Here is a 17,067-nt window from a genome sequence, read left to right as displayed (position 1 = left end):
AGATGTTTACACCCCCATTTATTCTGTCGATTGCCGGCGGCGGTAGCACTTACACGCCAGGTATTGTGAAAAGCCTCATGGTGCGTCTGCACGATTTCCCTCTGGCAGAGATCCGCCTGTATGACATTGACGAGGCGCGCCAGAACACCATCGCGCCCGTGGTGGAGAAGGTTATTCGCGACCACAGCCAGAGCATCAAATTTACCGTCACCAGTGACCCGGAAGTGGCCTTTAGCGGCGCGCATTTTGTCTTCGCCCAGATGCGCGTCGGCCAGTACAAAATGCGTGAGCAGGATGAGAAGATCCCGCTGCGTCACGGCGTGGTGGGCCAGGAGACCTGCGGGCCCGGCGGGCTGGCATATGGCCTGCGCACGATCCTGCCGATGGTGGAGCTTATCGATCTGGTCGATCGCTACGCGCACGAGAAAGCCTGGATCGTGAACTACTCCAACCCGGCGGCGATCGTCGCGGAAGGCGTGCGCCGCCTGCGTCCGAACGCGAGGGTGCTGAACATCTGCGATATGCCGGTTGCCGCGATGCGCAATATGGGCGCCATTCTGGGCGTGGATCGTCATAAACTGGAAGTGGACTACTTCGGCCTGAACCACTTCGGCTGGTTTACCCGCGTGCTGGTGGACGGCGAAGACAAGCTCCCGGAGTTGCGTAAGCATATCGCGAAGTTTGGCCTGCTGACGGAAGATGCGGCTAAAACCGATCCGCAGCATTCCGATCCGTCGTGGGTGAAAACCTGGCGCAATATCAAGCCGATTATGGATAACTTCCCGGAGTACCTGCCGAACCCGTATCTACAGTACTACCTGATGCCGAACCAGATTGTGGAGCATCAAAACCCGGACTATACCCGCGCCAACGAAGTGATGAACGGGCGCGAGAAAAAGCTGTTCGCCGCCGCCGAAGAATATCAACGCACCGGAATTTTACCGGATGCCTTCCACGTGGGCGTCCACGGTGAATTTATCGTTGACGTCGCCTGTTCGCTGGCGTTCAACCTGCGAAGCCGCCATCTGGTGATGGTGGAAAACCGCGGGGCGATTACCAACCTGCCGTACGATGCGGTGGTGGAAGTGCCTGCCTATATCACCTCCGAAGGGCCAGAGCCCGTCCGCGTGGGTCAGGTGCCGCTGTTCCACCAGACGCTCCTGCAACAGCAGCTGGCCTCTGAACAGCTGCTGGTTGAGGCAACCATCGAAGGCAGCTACGAGAAAGCGTTGCAGGCGTTCACTCTGAACCGCACCGTGCCGACCATGGAGCACGCGAAAGCGATTCTGGATGAGATGATCGAAGCCAACCGCGACTACTGGCCTGCGCTGCAAAAGGCCTGGCAGGACGGTGAAGCGGTGAAAAAATAGGGGCTTGCTCGCGAGTTGAACGTGGTGAGCTTGTCGGTGTCAGAAAAAACACCGACAATCCTTTTTTACGGAAAAGAATGGAGGCAACCATGTCCACCTCATATTTTGTCGCTGCCGACTGGCTGATTGAGCACGGCGACGACCCGGAAGTTCAGATTATCGACGCGCGCATGGCCCCTCCGGGCCAGGAGCATCGTGACGTTCCCGCTGAATACCGGGCAGGGCACCTGCCTGGCGCGGTATTTTTTGATATCGAAGCCCTCTCCGATCACACCTCTTCCCTGCCGCACATGCTGCCTCGCCCGGAAGCGTTTTCCGTGGCGATGCGCGAGCTGGGCATCAGCAAAGATAAACATCTTGTTGTTTACGATGAAGGTAATCTGTTTTCCGCGCCGCGAGCGTGGTGGATGCTGAAAAACTTCGGCGTGGAAAAGGTATCGATTCTGGCGGGCGGACTTGCAGGCTGGAAGCGCGACGAACTACCGCTTCAGCAGGGTGACGTCACGCTGCCGGAAGGGGAATTTGATGCCACGTTTGACGCTAACGTGGTCAAGCGCCTGACCGACGTGCTGGTCGTGAGCCACGAAAACACGGCGCAAATCGTCGATGCGCGTCCCGCTCCACGTTTCAACGCAGAAGCGGACGAGCCGCGACCGGGACTGAAACGAGGACATATCCCGGGGGCGCTGAACGTGCCGTGGGGCGATCTGGTGTTTGAAGGCGAGCTGAAAACCACCGATGAATTGCGTGCCATTTTTGAACGTCAGGGCGTGGATTTGCATCGTCCGGTTATTGCAAGCTGCGGCTCCGGCGTAACGGCCTGCGTGGTGATCCTGGCGCTGGCAACCCTTGGCGCAAATGACGTGACCCTGTACGACGGCGCCTGGAGTGAATGGGGTGCACGGGACGATCTGCCGGTTGAACCGGCGAAATAATGGATAACCGCCTGGCAACGCTGTTAACGCGCGGGTCGTCGCTGACCCGCGCGGAGTATCGCGTCCTCGCCCACCTCACTGAGCATCCATTGCTGGTGGGCAACATCACGGTGCGCGAGCTGGCGCAGGCGACATTTGTCTCTACCGCGACGATTATGCGGCTGTGCCAGAAGCTGGGGTTTAGCGGCTTTAGCGAGTTTATCTGGCACTGCAAGCAGTTGCTTTCTGACACGCCGCATATCACCGTACAGCCTGGGCAACATGCGGAAATGCCCGCGCTTTTTACCCGGTTCGTTGCCAACTATCAGCAGACCTTCCAGTGGGTCACTCAGGACAAACGCCAGCAGTTTGCCAGCCTGCTGCGCCAGAAAGAGAGCTTCTTTCTCTACGGCGCCGGGTTTTCGTACCTTTTTGCCGAGTACCTGACCAAGAAGTTGCAGGTGCTGGGAAAAACGGCCTTCATCTCCGGGCCGGGAGACAGCCGGAATATTTTTCTCAGCAACGCCGCGCGCTATCAGGTGTTTATTGCCGTTTCACGCAGCGGCGAAACGGAGCAGGTACTGGATAAAGCGCGGATCGCCAAAAACGTCGGCATGACGATCGTCGCGTTTACCCGCGCGTCGGCCAATACGCTGGGGGGTATGGCGGACGTGCATTTTGCCCTCTATGACGAAGCGGTACATTTCGCAGCCGAAGCCGCAGGGGTAACGTCGTTTGAGTCGAATCTGGTGCTGCTGATGGATTTACTGCTGCTGGAAGCAACGGGGTGAAGATCACCCCGCTGTAATCAGATAATGCGGTTGGTCTTGAGATCGCGCAGGAAGCCGCCCCAGCGACGCTCGTAGAACGGGGTGATGTGCTCGGTAATAAAGTGGCTGATCCCCTTCTCACCTTTCTTCACCTGACAGATATCAATCGGCTCATCGCCCGGCAGGGTGTCGGTTGCTACGCTTCCCGCCGCCTGGATGATCTCGTCGATATCGCCGTCGGCCTCAATCCCTATCAGCAGAACAGGTTTTTCGTCAGCGCTCTCTTTGATGGAGCAGAGGAACGCGCGTTTCACCGGCTTGATGGTTTTAAACAGCGTGGTCAGGGAGTCAATCATCTGCGCGGGCGGCTCGGCCACTTCAGACAGCAGCAGCGTTTCGCCCCCTTCCAGCACCTCCTGAGTGCTGAGCGGGTTGCCCTCGTCACCAATCAGGTGGCTGATTTCGCGCGGAGTAAACTCTTTCCCGGTCGGCAGTTTGGCGTTGAGGAACAGCGTCTGCCCCAGGGTCATTTCGAACAACGTGCGCACCGGCATCACCACGAACGCCTGTTCGTCTTCTACCGCTTCCTGCAAGGCCTCGAGCGAAGTAAAGAACGGGATCACCGACGTGCCGTCGTCTTTCTCCCAGTGCAGCAGATCCAGCGCGCTGTCTTCGACAACCTGCTCCCCTTCCGCTGCGGTGCCCGGCACCCAGACGGTGGATTCCAGCAGCGTGCGGAAAAAGGCCGGACGGTGGGCGGGCTCGGTCGCCGCCTGCTCCAACAGGTTTTCTAATTCGTTTTTGGTTTCTGACATAACAATTCCAGATGTCGAATTTCCCCCTCACCCCTGCCCTCTCCCATGGGGAGAGGGTTAGGGTGAGGGCAAAGAGCATTACTCAGCCGTCAGCAGGTTCGCTACGGTACGCACGCCCAGACCGGTCGCACCCGCAGACCACTGCTCAACCGCCGCTTTACGGTAGGTTGCGGAGCAGTCAATGTGCAGCCAGCCTTCATGGTAGTTCTCAACGAAGTGAGACAGGAAGCCTGCTGCGGTGCTTGCCCCCGCCGGGTACGCTGCGCTCGCGGTGTTGTTCAGCTCGGCGAAGTTAGACGGCAGCTGGCTGCGGTGGAACTCGGCCAGCGGCAGACGCCAGAACGGTTCGTTTTCCGCCGCCGCGCTGGCCAGCAGGCGAGCGGCCAGCTTGTCGTCGAAGCTGAACAGGGCGTGATAGTCGTTACCCAGGGCAGTTTTCGCCGCGCCGGTCAGGGTCGCCATGTCGATAATCAGCTCCGGCTTCTGCGCAGAGGCGTCGATCAGGCCATCGGCCAGCACCAGACGGCCTTCGGCGTCGGTGTTCATCACCTCAACGTTTTTACCGTTGCGGTAGCGAATGATGTCGCCCAGCTTGAAGGCGTTGCCGCTCACCATGTTGTCCGCGCAGCACAGGTAGAGCTTCACGCGCTTGTTCAGGCCGCGGGTGATGGCGAAGGCCAGCGCGCCGGTAATGGTCGCCGCGCCGCCCATGTCGGACTTCATGGAGTCCATGAATGCGCTCTGCTTCAGGCTGTAGCCGCCGGTGTCGAAGGTGATGCCTTTCCCGACCAGACAGGCAAAGACCGGGGCTTCTTTGTCGCCGGTTGGGTTGTAATCCAGCGCCAGCAGGACCGGAGGACGCTCTGAGCCACGACCCACGGTGTGGATACCCATGTAGTTCTGCTCGCGCAGGTCTTCCCCTTTAGTGATGCGGTAGGACATCTTTTCGCCCGCCACACCGCACAGCAGGTCAACGGCGCGCTGCGCCAGCTGTTCCGGCCCCAGCTCTTCCGCCGGTGCGTTAATGGTGTCGCGCACCCAGTCGATAATGTTCAGGCGGCTTTCCAGCTCTTTCTGACCGGCTTCGTCGAGGTTCGCCCACTCAATTTTACGGGTGCCTTTCGGCCCTTTGTAGCCTGCCCAGAACGCCCAGCTGCGGTCGGTGTCCCAACCTTCCCCTTCCAGCGACACATGCTTAATGCCAAGGCCGTCAATCTTACGCGCGGCGCGCTGGATCAGGCCCAAATCATCGTTGCCCGTCAGGTGCAGGGTAATGCCGTCGTTATTAATGCTGTAGGTGGCTTTCTCGCCCCAGCGCGCGTCGGCAGGCTGATTCGAGAGCGTAATCTTCATCGCTTCGGTCATTTTATTTTTCCTTATTAGCAACTAGCAAACGGGCCGCCTGAAGGCAGCCCGTTTTGTTATTTATTCTGCTTCATCTAACCAGACTAACAGAATCGCCTCCAGAATTTTTTCATTGGATGCGTTGGGATCGTCGTCGAAATCCTCTAAATCGCAGATCCACTGATGCATGTCGGTGAATCGTACGGTCTTCGGATCGAGATCCGGGTTCGCGTCGTAGAGCGCTTCGCCGATTTCACGGCTGTCTGTCCACTTCAGTCCCATATCAATGCTCGCGTGCGTGGTTGATGGTGTAGCGTGGGAACTCCACGACCAGATCTTCATCGGTCACCGCGGCCTGGCAGCTTAAGCGGCTGTCTGGCTCCAGACCCCATGCTTTATCCAGCATGTCGTCTTCGTCTTCGGTGCTCTCGGCGAGAGAGTCGAAACCTTCACGCACGATGCAGTGGCAGGTGGTGCAGGCACAGGATTTTTCACAGGCGTGTTCCACTTCGATACCTGCACGCAGGGCTACATCGAGAATGGTTTCACCGGTCTTCGCTTCCAGAACAGCGCCATCCGGACAGAGGTCCGCATGAGGCAAAATTACAATCTTTGGCATATTAAACCTCGTCCACGGACTGGCCTTTCAGCGCGACGCGGACAGATTTGTCCATGCGGCGAGCAGCGAAGTCCTGGGTTTGTTTATCAACGTTTTTAATGGCTTCTTCTATCGCGTCAGCGTCATTGCCTTCGGCCACGGCGCTTAAGCGCGCGGCAGCCTCGTCAATCACCTGGCGCTCGGCGGCGCTTAACAGCGCGGCGTCGGCAGCAAGCGCGCCGTTCAGACTTTCCAGCACGCGTGCGGCTTCCACTTTTTGTTCCGCCAGCATACGCGCCTTCACATCCTGCTCGGCGTAGCTCATTGAGTCCTGAATCATGAAGGCGATTTCGCCATCGGTCAGGCCGTAGGACGGCTTAACCTGAATAGACGACTCGATACCGGTCGATTTTTCCATCGCCGTAACGCTCAGCAGGCCGTCCGCATCCACCTGGAAGGTGACGCGAATATGCGCCCCGCCCGCCGGCAGCGCCGGGATGCCGCGCAGCGCAAAGCGCGCCAGAGAGCGGCAGTCCTGCACCAGTTCGCGCTCGCCCTGCATCACGTGGATGGACATCGCGGTCTGGCCGTCTTTGAAGGTGGTGAACTCCTGCGCGCGCGCCACCGGAATGGTGGTGTTACGCGGGATCACTTTCTCCACCAGGCCGCCCATGGTTTCTAAACCGAGAGACAGCGGGATGACGTCCAGCAGCAGCATTTCGCTGTCCGGCTTGTTGCCGACCAGGATATCGGCCTGGATAGCGGCACCCACGGCAACCACTTTGTCCGGGTCGATAGAGGTCAACGGCGTGCGGCCAAAGAATTCCCCCACGCGCTCGCGTACCAGCGGCACGCGGGTTGAGCCGCCAACCATGACCACTTCCAGCACCTCGTTAGCCTCAACGCCCGCATCTTTCAATGCGCGACGGCAGGCCAGCAGGGTACGCTTAACCAGAGGCGCAATCAGTTCTCTGAACCGATCGCGGGTAATCTCACCCTGCCAGCCTGCGACGTTCACGCTGACGGACTGTGCATCGCTCAGGGCGATTTTGGCGTCGATGGCCGCATCCAGCAGTTCACGCTGCACGCGCGCATCGCTGCGATCGCTGATGCCCGCCTGCTCGCGGATGTAATCTGCCAGCAGATGGTCGAAGTCATCGCCGCCGAGCGCGGAATCCCCGCCGGTCGCCAGCACTTCGAACACGCCGCGGCTAAGGCGCAGGATTGAGATATCGAACGTCCCGCCGCCGAGATCGTAAACCGCGATCACCCCTTCCTGACCGGAGTCGAGGCCGTAGGCAATCGCCGCCGCCGTCGGTTCGTTCAGCAGACGCAGCACGTGCAGGCCCGCCAGACGCGCGGCGTCTTTGGTGCCCTGACGCTGTGCATCGTCGAAATAGGCCGGAACGGTGATCACCACGCCGTCCAGATCGCCGCCGAGCGTCGCCGTGGCGCGTGCCGCCAGCGCTTTAAGGATGTCAGCAGAAACGCGAATCGGGTTCAGCAAACCGGCTGACGTCGCGATCATCGGCAGGCCGTTTTCGCTGGCCTGTAGCTGATACGGCAGATGCGGGTAACGGGTCTGGATATCAGCCAGCGAGCGGCCCATCATGCGCTTAACCGAGCTGATGGTATTGGCCGGATCGCGCGCGGCGTTAGCGCGGGCGTCATAGCCGACCGCGTGACCCTGCTGCTGGTAGTGAACTACAGAAGGCAGCAGATGGCGCCCCTGCTCGTCAGCCAGCGTTTCCGCCTGGCCGCTACGCACGGTCGCCACGAGGGAATTGGTGGTGCCCAGATCGATACCCACCGCCAGACGACGCTGGTGCGGTGCGGCACTTAAGCCAGGCTCACTAATTTGTAATAAGGCCATAATTGCTTCCGAAATTAAAAATCGAGCAGCTTTTCTTCGAGTTGTTCAGCACTGCTTCGCAGTTTATCGAGAAAACGGAGTTTGCGCACAGTGTCTGCCGCCACGTCCCAGGTCTCGTTGTTCAGTTGCTCCACCATCTGCTGATGGCGGGTATCGAACATACCCTTTACGCGCGTGATAAAGCTTTCCAGGCGCGCTTCGTCTTTAGCCTGTTCAATTTCATCCAGCTCTTCGCGCAGCTCCAGTTGTTCCATCAGAAAGGCGGTGTCGCGCACGGTATGCTGTTCGCTCGCCAGATCGAAACCGTGAAGCGAGAGCAGATATTCTGCACGCGCCAGCGGATGACGCAGCGTTTGCCAGGCCTGGTTGATGGTGGCGGAGTGTGATACCGCAGCCAGTTGCTCTGCCTGCGTCCCGCTGGCGAATTTATCCGGATGGTACTGACGCTGGAGATCCTGAAAACGGACCGTCAGCGCCTGGAGATCGATCGGGTATTGAGCGGGTAGTCCGAAGAGAGTGAAGTAATCCATAACAATCTCAGGGGTAGCCTGTTAGAACAAACCCCACGCGTAGCAAAGCCACGGTGGGGTTTCGGATGACGCGCGGTTAAACGTGGAAGCTTTCGCCGCAACCACACTCGTCTTTGACGTTCGGGTTCGTGAATTTGAACCCTTCGTTCAGGCCTTCTTTTACGAAGTCCAGCTGAGTGCCGTTGAGGAATTGCAGGCTTTTGCCATCGACCACCACCTTCACGCCCTTGTCTTCAAACACGGTGTCATCAGACGCCGGTTCGTCAACAAACTCCAGTACGTAAGCCATACCAGAACAGCCGGAGGTACGTACGCCCAGTCGCAGGCCAAAGCCTTTACCACGGTTCGCCAGAAAAGAGCTTACTCGCGCGGCAGCGCTGTCGCTAAGGGTAATCGACATACTCAAACCTCAATTATTTTGCTTCACGTTTGCTTTTGTAATCCGCAATGGCGGCTTTGATCGCGTCTTCTGCCAGAATTGAGCAGTGAATTTTCACCGGCGGCAGTTCGAGTTCTTCAGCAATATCCGTGTTCTTGATTGCCTGTGCTTCGTCCAGAGACTTGCCCTTCACCCATTCGGTGACCAGGGAGCTGGACGCGATAGCAGAACCGCAGCCGTAGGTCTTGAAGCGCGCGTCTTCAATGATACCTTCATTGTTGACTTTGATCTGCAACTTCATCACGTCGCCACATGCTGGTGCACCGACCATGCCGCTACCAACAGATTCGTCGCTGTTGTCAAAAGAGCCAACGTTGCGCGGGTTTTCGTAATGATCGATGACTTTTTCGCTGTATGCCATGATTGAATTCTCCTTATGTACCGATTAGTGATGTGACCATTCAATGCTGTTCAGATCCACGCCCTGCTTGAACATTTCCCACAGTGGAGAAAGGTCGCGCAGACGGCCGATGGAGTTACGAACCAGCTTGATGGTGTAGTCAATCTCTTCTTCGGTAGTAAAACGACCTAAAGAGAAACGGATAGAGCTGTGTGCCAGCTCGTCAGTCATACCCAGCGCGCGCAGCACGTAGGATGGCTCCAGGCTTGCAGAGGTACAGGCAGAGCCGGAAGAAACGGCCAGGTCTTTCAGCGCCATGATCAGCGACTCGCCTTCAACATAGTTGAAGCTGACGTTGAGGATGTTCGGCGCGCCCTGCTCGAGATCGCCGTTCAGATACACTTCTTCCATATCTTTCACGCCGTCCCACAGACGGTTACGCAGCGTGCGCAGGCGTGCCATCTCGGTTTCCATCTCTTCTTTTGCAATGCGGTAGGCTTCGCCCATGCCCACGATCTGGTGAACAGGCAGCGTACCGGAACGCATGCCGCGCTCGTGACCGCCGCCGTGCATCTGTGCTTCGATGCGGATACGTGGCTTACGACGAACGTACAGCGCGCCGATACCTTTCGGACCATAGATTTTGTGACCGGAGAAGGACATCAGGTCCACTTTCAGCTGGCTCAGGTCGATAGGCAGTTTGCCCACGCTCTGGGTCGCGTCCACGTGGTAGATGATACCGCGCGCGCGGCACATTTCGCCGATGGTCGCGATGTCTTGTACAACGCCGATTTCGTTGTTGACGTGCATGATGGAGACCAGAATAGTGTCATCACGCATCGCCGCTTCGAGCTCTTTCAGATCGATAATGCCGTTGCTCTGTGGCGCCAGATAGGTGACTTCGAACCCTTCACGCTCCAGCTGACGGCAGGTGTCCAGCACGGCTTTGTGTTCGGTTTTGCTGGTGATGATGTGCTTGCCTTTTTTCTGATAAAAGTTGGCTGCACCCTTAATCGCCAGGTTGTCGGATTCGGTCGCACCGGAGGTGAAAACAATTTCACGCGGGTCGGCACCGACCAGGTCAGCAATCTGATTACGGGCGATATCAACCGCCTCTTCAGCATGCCAGCCAAAACGGTGTGAACGGGAAGCTGGGTTACCAAAGTTTCCGTCCAGGGTCAGACACTGCATCATTTTCTCGGCAACACGCGGGTCCACCGGCGTGGTTGCGGAGTAATCGAGATAAATCGGTAATTTCATTGCTCTATAAACTCCGTACATCGCTTCAATGCAAGGAATCAGGCAACCGGCTGGATGTACGACCGAGTACGCGGGGTGTGACCACCCCGGCCTGATTCTGAATACTTATCTTTTTAATTACGCGCGCAGTTTAACGTCGATGGCGTCCTGCGTGCGGGTGCTGCGCTGTGAATCCTGACTATGCTGACGACCAGAGACATCCAGAACTTCCTGGTTATTCACCAGCTCACCGAGGGTGATGTTGTTCAGGAAGCCGGTCAGACGGTCGCTCAGATCGCGCCACAGCGCGTGGGTCAGGCATTTATCGCCGCCCTGACAGCCGCCTTTACCCTGGCAACGGGTCGCGTCAACGGATTCGTCAACCGCGCTAATCACTTCACCAACCGCAATACTGCCCGCGTCTTTACCCAGCAGATAACCGCCGCCCGGGCCACGAACGCTGGACACCAGTCCATTTTTACGCAGTCTGGAGAACAGCTGTTCCAGGTAAGAGAGGGAGATCCCTTGTCGTTCAGAAATATCAGCCAACGGAACCGGGCCCGCTTCGGAGTTGAGCGCAACGTCCAGCATCGCGGTCACGGCATAACGCCCTTTAGATGTCAGTCTCATGTCTTACTTAACCTCAAACTCGCCCCTGCCCGGGGTTTTTTATTGTAAAATGGGGGTATTGCATAGCAGGGCCAAGTCTGACATTCCTGACTAAATTGGTCAACTATTTACTTGACTGTTTTAGTCAGGTATTTAACCTTCTGTGCCTTCATAATATAGGTGCGGCCTGATGCCCTCACCCCAGCCCTCTCCCACGGGGAGAGGGGGAAATCGACACTACGCTTTGTTCTTCTGCTCAATCGACGCCAGAATCCCGCGCAGAATGTTCAGCTCCTGGCTTTCCGGGCGGGCGCGGGTGAACATACGGCGCAGCTTGTTCATCACCTGACCCGGGTGGCCTTCACGGATAAAGCCGGTTGAGAGCAGCGTCTGCTCCAGATGACCGTAGAAGCGCTCCAGATCGTCCACCAGCGGGTAGGCCGTCTCTTCTTTAGGTTCGACCGGTTTCTCCTGCGTCGCCAGCCATGCCATGCGCACTTCGTAGGCAATGACCTGCACCGCCATCGCCAGGTTCAGCGAGCTGTATTCCGGATTGGCGGCAATCGCTACGTGGTAGTGACACTTCTGTAGTTCCTCGTTGGTCAGGCCAACGCGTTCACGACCAAACACCAGCGCAACCGGCGCCTGTTCCGCTTCTGAGATACTTTTCAGGCCGCATTCGCGCGGGTCCAGCATCGGCCAGGGCAGCGTACGGGAGCGCGCGCTGGTCCCCACCACCAGACTGCAACCGGCCAGGGCTTCGTCCAGGGTGTCCACGATCTGCGCATTCCCGATCACGTCGCTGGCGCCGGCCGCCAGAGCAATAGCCTGAGAGTCTGGTTTCACCAGCGGATTAACCAGCCACAGGTTCGTTAAGCCCATGGTTTTCATAGCGCGGGCCACAGAGCCCATGTTGCCGGTGTGCGATGTTTCGACCAGCACGATTCGAATGTTTTGCAGCATAATTTTTAGATGTCTGGATTCAGTGTCTGAAGAATATTCGGGCATATTATCATAAACGAGAGACATAATCCGATCCCGCTGCTATACTCTGCGCCGATTTTCCTGTTCTTTAACATCCAGTGAGAGAGACCGATGCATCCGATGCTGACCATCGCCGTGCGCGCAGCGCGCAAGGCGGGTAATGTAATTGCCAAACACTACGAAACCCCAGACTCCGTAGAAACCAGCCAGAAAGGCAGCAATGATTTCGTGACGAACGTCGATAAAGCCGCAGAAGCGATTATTATCGAAACGATCCGCAAATCTTACCCGCAGCACACCATCATCACCGAAGAAAGCGGTGAACATGAAGGTACCGATCAGGATGTTCAATGGGTTATCGATCCACTGGATGGCACCACCAACTTCGTTAAACGCCTGCCACACTTCTCTGTGTCTATCGCAGTACGCATCAAAGGCCGTACTGAAGTCGCCGTTGTTTACGATCCAATGCGTAACGAACTGTTCACCGCAACCCGCGGTCAGGGCGCGCAGCTGAACGGCTACCGTCTGCGTTGCAGCAATGCACGCGATCTCGACGGCACCATTCTGGCGACTGGCTTCCCGTTCAAGGCGAAGCAGCACGCAACCACCTATATGAATATCCTGGGCAAGCTGTTCACCGAATGCGCGGACTTCCGTCGCACTGGCTCTGCTGCACTGGATCTGGCCTACGTGGCGACCGGCCGCGTTGACGGTTACTTTGAGCTGTCACTGAAGCCGTGGGACTTCGCGGCGGGCGAGCTGATCGCACGTGAAGCTGGCGCGATTGTTTGCGACTTCACCGGCGGCCATAACTATATGTCTACCGGCAACATCGTTGCAGGTAACCCGCGCGTTGTTAAAGCCATGCTGGCAAACATGCGTGATGAACTGAGCGATGCGCTGAAGCGTTAATTCAGTCTGTTAAGCCCGGTGGCGCTACGCTTACCGGGCCTACAACACGCCTCAGATACGGCTAGAAAGGCCGCAACCCCCTTCCCACCGGCAGCGCGCTCATCCACATCGTGACCGCAGCCACCAGCAGAATCACCCCGCCCGCCAACGCAAGCGTCGTCCAGCCAACCTGTCGCCACAATACCGGCGTTTTATTGCCGCTGAGTTTTACCGCCAGCTGACGGAAGCTGTGCACCAGCAAGGCTAACGAAGAGATCGTCAGAGACGTTCCCGCCGCCATCGCCAGCGCCGAGAGCATGCCCCAGCCAAATACGCCTGTCACTTTGCTGAACAACAGCACCATGATTGCGCCCGAGCACGGACGCATCCCCATTGAGAGCACAATCATCAGACGCGCACGCCAGTCGTCACCATTCTGTAATTGTTCCTGCGTCGGCAGATGCTGATGCCCGCACCCGCAGTTTTCATGGTGAACGTGATGCGGCGTAAAGGCTTTGAATTTTGGTTTTTGCAGCAACGCGCGCAATTTTTTCAGCGCCCGCCAGCAGAGGATCAACCCCAGCACGCCTACCAGCGCGTAACTCCCCTTCTCCAGCCAGAAGCTGCTCATATGCAGCTGGCGAGCCGGCAGCTGTAGCAGCGAGAGGACGACCACGACCAGCGCAATCGCCACACCGCCCTGAAGGAAAGAAGAAGCCAGCGTCAGGCCGATACTCGATTTCAGCTTCGACGGATGCGTAGCAAGCCAGGTCGTGATGACAATTTTGCCGTGCCCCGGTCCCAGGGCATGCAGCACGCCATAGATAAAGCTGAACGCCAGAAGAGCGCCGCCCGCTTTGGTCGGATTTTCCGCCACGGCTTTCAGCAGCACGCTCATCTGCTGATTAACTTCCCGCTGCCAGAGGACGCTTTTCACCATCACCTGCGGCCATGCCTGCCACAGCCAGAGCGCGCCGCCAACCGCTAACAACAAAAAGAGCGCCAGAGGCCAGAGGTGCAGCCAGCGACGCGGCTTACTGACGGGAGAGGAGATCACTGACATTGTAACGTCACCTCCTGTGCGAACTGTTTACCCAGCTCCATGTCCTCAGGCGGGGCATCTGCTTTATCCAGCGAGATCGCAAAGTTCAGCGTCTCTTCGCTGGGTTTAGGGGTGTGCACGCCAATTTTGCAGCTTTTTTGCAGCGCGTCCGGCAGCCGTACGTCGCTGTCTTTGTCATAGCGCATATCGACATAGTAGGTAGGGTCAAAAGTGGAAAAGCGGTACGTTTGCCCGGCCAGCGGCTGAGGATGCGCCAGCGGAAGCACGAACGTAAGCACCGCCTGATGACCTTCGCGGGTCATGCCGTACTCCGTGGGACGGTTAAGAAATTTCACCTTTTGTCCGTTGTGCCAGAACTCGGTGAAGTAGTGCTGACCCAGCACGTTGGCCATCACCTCCGCCGCCAGCTTTTTCCAGATCTCATCGCCGGGCTTTGCGTTTCCGGCATCGTACAGCAGGTCGGCGGAGGTGATTTCATCCATCGTCCAGTGCATCTTCAGGCCACTGAGCTGTGTGCCGTCCGTCACCAGTTCGGTTTTCAGGCTGATAAAACTGTGAGGATGTGCGCCGGCGGCGAAAGTGAAAACCGCCAAAAATAACGCTACCGCGCTTTGTTTAACTATTTGCATCTGTTCCTCACGTCAAAAATTCTGTGATGTTCGCCAGCAATCCTGAGTGAAAGGCCTGCCGGTGCGCTTTTCAGCGCCCATCCTTTAGCTATTCTTATCAAACATTCACACTGGATACCCGACAGATGATGACGACGCTTGAAATTCCATCTGTGCTTTCCAGTTCGCAGCGCCGCTGCCAGGTGCTTTTGATGCTTTACCTGCCCGATGCTGCCGTCACCGCACAGAGCATAATCGCTGCCAACGGCGTGGACGACGTCATGGCACGGCAAGATATAGCCGAGACGCGCGATGAAATCCAGCGCTATCATCGGCTTGATATCGTCACGCACCATGATGGCTGCTACCGAATTGAGGGTTCCGCCCTTAATCAACGTTTGTGCCTGCTGCACTGGCTGCGCAGGGCGCTTCGGCTCTGTCCACATTTTGTCGCCCAACAGTTTACCCCTGCCTTAAAAACCGCGCTCAAACAGCACGGCATTGCCCGCCCGCTTTATGACGATGCGAACCTTCGGGCGCTTATCAACTTTTGTGCGCGCAAGCTTCAGCGCCAGTTTGAGTCCCGCGACGTACAATTTTTACAGCTCTATCTGCAATATTGTCTGATTCAGCATCATCTGGGCAATACGCCGGAGTTTTCGCCCGTTCAGCGCAGCTGGACGCAGTCCCGAGGGGAATACTTTACGGCGCAGGAAATTGTCCGCCACTGGAAACGGCGCGTCCCGCAGGGAACGCACAGCGATGAACAGCTGTTCCTGGCGCTGCTCTTTATGATGCTCCGCACCCCCGACCCGGTGATGGATAAACACCAGCAGGATCAGCGCCTGCGTCGCGCCATCGTGCGTATGATTGCCCGCTTCCGGGCACAAACCGGGATGAACTTCAGCGATGAGCAAGGTCTGACCGATCAGCTTTATATTCATCTGGCTCAGGCGCTGGACCGCTCCTTATTTGACATCGGCATCGACAACAGTCTGCCGGAAGAGATCCACCGTTTATACCCCCGGCTGCTGCGCACCACTAAAGAGGCGCTGTCTGAGCTGGAAGCCGAATTTGGTCTGAGATTCTCCGGTGAAGAGATGGCTCTGGTGGCGGTGATTTTTGGTGCCTGGCTGATGCAGGAGACCGATCTGCATGAAAAACAGGTGGTCCTGTTAACGGGGGAAGATAAAGCCTGTGAAGAGTTAATTGAGCAGCAGCTTCGCGAGCTGACGCTGCTGCCGCTCAATATTCGTTATCTTAGCCTGGAGGCGTTTAAGAAGGAGGGCGCGCCCCGCGAGGCGGCGCTGGTTATTACGCCTTATCCAACCGCCCTGCCGCTGTTCTCGCCGCCGCTCATTCATGCCGTTGAGACCCTGAACACGCAGCAGCAGGAACACATTCGCGTAATGCTCGAATCGTAGTTACGTGCGAGCAGCGACTTTAGGGCGAATAACGATGGCCGGTAAAGCGACCAGCGCCATCACCCAGAACACACCGTGCCCCAGGTGCTGATAGAGGAAACCGGCAAATACGGTCATCACCGCAATACTGCCGCCCATCGCCACCGCTGAATAGACCGCCTGAAGACGAATAACGTCCCCACCCTCTCGCGCCGCGATGTAGCGCATCGCCGCCAGATGGCAGACGGTGAAGGTTCCGCAGTGCAGAATTTGCGCCACAATCAGCCACGGCAGCTCCGTCGTCCAGCCCATGATGCCCCAGCGCGCCACGCCGCACACGGCGGAAAGCAGCAGCAGGTCACGCGCCCCGAAACGACGGAACAGTTTTTGGCTCAGCGCGAAGATAATAACCTCCGCCACCACGCCGAGCGACCACAGGTAGCCTACCGCAGAAGCCGAGTAACCCGCCCCCTGCCAGTAGATGGCGCTGAAGCCATAATAGGCCGCATGCGCCCCCTGAAGCAGACAGACGCAGGCCAGGAAACGCCAGCTTTGCGCCACCAGCGAGCGCCAGGCGGGCCAGCCGGCGCTCTCCTGATGGCGGCTTTCGCCCTGCGGCATCACCGACGGACGCAGCAACATACCGAGCAGCATTGAGGCGATGCCGAGCGTTAGCAGCGCCAGAATGGCACGATAGTCATAGAGGCTGACCAGTTTCCCGACCAGCGCAGAGCCGATCACGAAGGCAATCGATCCCCACAGGCGCACGCGGCCATAGTCCATGGTGATCTGCTTTTGCCAGGTGTTCGCCAGGGCATCCGTCAGCGGCACCAGCGGGGAGAAGAACAGATTAAAGCCAACCATTACCACCATCAGCCAGGCAAACTGGTGGCTAACCCAGAAGCAGGCGGCAAAGACCAGCGTCAGCAGGGCCAGAATTCGCACCGCTTTAATCAGTAAGGAGGGATCGCTGACGCGGGGCGCAATCAGCAGACTACCCAGGAAGCGTGCCACCAGCCCCGCGCCCAGCAGGATGCCAATGGTCTCAGGCGTCAGACCAATTCCCTTGAGCCAGACGCTCCAGAAAGGCAGAAAAATACCGTAACTAAAGAAATAGGTGAAATAGCTGAGCGCCAGCCAGCGCGTGGAATGCAAGACCATGAATCCCTCCCGAAATGGAGGCGATAGTCTGGCGTTAATCCCTGACTTTAGCAAGTCGTTAGCGCGCTATAAATTAACTAAAAATTAACATCATCACCAGCCGGACAGCGTAT

19 protein-coding genes are annotated in these 17,067 nt (G+C 57.6%); 5 read left to right on the top strand and 14 right to left on the bottom strand.

What is annotated here, in order from left to right; translation table 11 throughout:
- Nucleotides 1–2 precede the first annotated feature (2 nt).
- From CU081_RS10425 to CU081_RS10415, 3 genes are all read left to right on the top strand, one after another.
- Nucleotides 3–1,370 (top strand): 6-phospho-alpha-glucosidase, encoded by a 1,368-nt coding sequence (locus CU081_RS10425; RefSeq protein ID WP_003860640.1) that lies wholly within the window; start codon nt 3–5, stop codon nt 1,368–1,370.
- Between the two features lie 89 nt (nt 1,371–1,459).
- Complete coding sequence (sseA, locus tag CU081_RS10420; RefSeq protein WP_022651593.1) at nt 1,460–2,305, top strand: 3-mercaptopyruvate sulfurtransferase; 846 nt, start codon at nt 1,460–1,462, stop codon at nt 2,303–2,305.
- Complete coding sequence (locus CU081_RS10415; protein ID WP_022651594.1) at nt 2,305–3,075, top strand: MurR/RpiR family transcriptional regulator; 771 nt, start codon at nt 2,305–2,307, stop codon at nt 3,073–3,075. The genes sseA and CU081_RS10415 overlap by 1 nt, the downstream gene beginning before the upstream one ends.
- Before the next feature lie 17 nt (nt 3,076–3,092).
- On the opposite strand, the gene sseB is transcribed toward CU081_RS10415, so the two are convergent.
- From sseB to trmJ, 11 genes are all read right to left on the bottom strand, one after another.
- Nucleotides 3,093–3,869, bottom strand: coding sequence for an enhanced serine sensitivity protein SseB (gene sseB, locus CU081_RS10410; RefSeq protein WP_022651595.1), 777 nt, complete (start codon nt 3,867–3,869; stop codon nt 3,093–3,095).
- A 78-nt stretch (nt 3,870–3,947) separates the two neighbouring features.
- On the bottom strand, nt 3,948–5,234 hold the full coding sequence (pepB, locus tag CU081_RS10405) for an aminopeptidase PepB (protein WP_003860647.1): 1,287 nt from the start codon (nt 5,232–5,234) through the stop codon (nt 3,948–3,950).
- Between the two features lie 60 nt (nt 5,235–5,294).
- A complete protein-coding gene (gene iscX, locus CU081_RS10400) occupies nt 5,295–5,495 on the bottom strand; it encodes a Fe-S cluster assembly protein IscX (RefSeq protein ID WP_003860650.1) in 201 nt (66 codons plus the stop codon).
- A 1-nt stretch (nt 5,496) separates the two neighbouring features.
- Nucleotides 5,497–5,832 (bottom strand): ISC system 2Fe-2S type ferredoxin, encoded by a 336-nt coding sequence (fdx, locus tag CU081_RS10395; RefSeq protein WP_003860652.1) that lies wholly within the window; start codon nt 5,830–5,832, stop codon nt 5,497–5,499.
- A 1-nt stretch (nt 5,833) separates the two neighbouring features.
- Nucleotides 5,834–7,684 carry a Fe-S protein assembly chaperone HscA gene (gene hscA, locus CU081_RS10390; RefSeq protein ID WP_022651596.1) on the bottom strand — a complete coding sequence of 617 codons (1,851 nt, stop codon included), beginning with the start codon at nt 7,682–7,684 and terminating at the stop codon, nt 5,834–5,836.
- A gap of 14 nt (nt 7,685–7,698) precedes the next feature.
- A complete protein-coding gene (hscB, locus tag CU081_RS10385) occupies nt 7,699–8,214 on the bottom strand; it encodes a co-chaperone HscB (protein ID WP_003860657.1) in 516 nt (171 codons plus the stop codon).
- A gap of 76 nt (nt 8,215–8,290) precedes the next feature.
- Nucleotides 8,291–8,614 (bottom strand): iron-sulfur cluster assembly protein IscA, encoded by a 324-nt coding sequence (gene iscA, locus CU081_RS10380; protein ID WP_003860659.1) that lies wholly within the window; start codon nt 8,612–8,614, stop codon nt 8,291–8,293.
- Between the two features lie 13 nt (nt 8,615–8,627).
- Nucleotides 8,628–9,014 (bottom strand): Fe-S cluster assembly scaffold IscU, encoded by a 387-nt coding sequence (gene iscU / locus CU081_RS10375; protein ID WP_003860661.1) that lies wholly within the window; start codon nt 9,012–9,014, stop codon nt 8,628–8,630.
- Between the two features lie 24 nt (nt 9,015–9,038).
- The gene (gene iscS / locus CU081_RS10370) at nt 9,039–10,253 is read right to left on the bottom strand and encodes a cysteine desulfurase (RefSeq protein WP_003860663.1); all 1,215 of its coding nucleotides are present in this window, start codon (nt 10,251–10,253) and stop codon (nt 9,039–9,041) included.
- 117 nt (nt 10,254–10,370) lie between these two features.
- Nucleotides 10,371–10,862 carry a Fe-S cluster assembly transcriptional regulator IscR gene (iscR, locus tag CU081_RS10365; RefSeq protein WP_003860665.1) on the bottom strand — a complete coding sequence of 164 codons (492 nt, stop codon included), beginning with the start codon at nt 10,860–10,862 and terminating at the stop codon, nt 10,371–10,373.
- Between the two features lie 216 nt (nt 10,863–11,078).
- Nucleotides 11,079–11,804, bottom strand: coding sequence for a tRNA (cytosine(32)/uridine(32)-2'-O)-methyltransferase TrmJ (trmJ, locus tag CU081_RS10360; RefSeq protein ID WP_003860666.1), 726 nt, complete (start codon nt 11,802–11,804; stop codon nt 11,079–11,081).
- A gap of 132 nt (nt 11,805–11,936) precedes the next feature.
- On the opposite strand from trmJ, the gene suhB reads away from it, so the two are divergent.
- The gene (gene suhB / locus CU081_RS10355) at nt 11,937–12,740 is read left to right on the top strand and encodes an inositol-1-monophosphatase (RefSeq protein ID WP_003860668.1); all 804 of its coding nucleotides are present in this window, start codon (nt 11,937–11,939) and stop codon (nt 12,738–12,740) included.
- Between the two features lie 61 nt (nt 12,741–12,801).
- Here suhB and CU081_RS10350 read toward each other — a convergent pair whose 3' ends face one another.
- Together CU081_RS10350 and CU081_RS10345 are read right to left on the bottom strand one after the other, a co-directional pair.
- On the bottom strand, nt 12,802–13,782 hold the full coding sequence (locus tag CU081_RS10350) for a nickel/cobalt transporter (RefSeq protein ID WP_022651598.1): 981 nt from the start codon (nt 13,780–13,782) through the stop codon (nt 12,802–12,804).
- Nucleotides 13,773–14,411: a DUF1007 family protein gene (locus tag CU081_RS10345; protein WP_022651599.1), complete on the bottom strand. Its 639-nt coding sequence runs from the start codon at nt 14,409–14,411 to the stop codon at nt 13,773–13,775. Before CU081_RS10345 ends, CU081_RS10350 begins: the two co-directional genes overlap by 10 nt.
- A gap of 125 nt (nt 14,412–14,536) precedes the next feature.
- On the opposite strand from CU081_RS10345, the gene csiE reads away from it, so the two are divergent.
- A complete protein-coding gene (csiE, locus tag CU081_RS10340) occupies nt 14,537–15,814 on the top strand; it encodes a stationary phase inducible protein CsiE (protein WP_022651600.1) in 1,278 nt (425 codons plus the stop codon).
- On the opposite strand, the gene CU081_RS10335 is transcribed toward csiE, so the two are convergent.
- Nucleotides 15,815–16,954: a 3-phenylpropionate MFS transporter gene (locus CU081_RS10335; protein ID WP_003860673.1), complete on the bottom strand. Its 1,140-nt coding sequence runs from the start codon at nt 16,952–16,954 to the stop codon at nt 15,815–15,817.
- Nucleotides 16,955–17,067: the final 113 nt, after the last annotated feature.

Origin of the sequence: Enterobacter sp. CRENT-193, assembly GCF_002787395.1 — a bacterium.
In the GTDB taxonomy this organism is placed as follows: Bacteria; Pseudomonadota; Gammaproteobacteria; order Enterobacterales; family Enterobacteriaceae; genus Enterobacter; species Enterobacter hormaechei_C.
The sequence above is the reverse complement of the archived record's forward strand: the minus strand, read 5'-3'. Positions and strand labels throughout refer to the sequence as shown.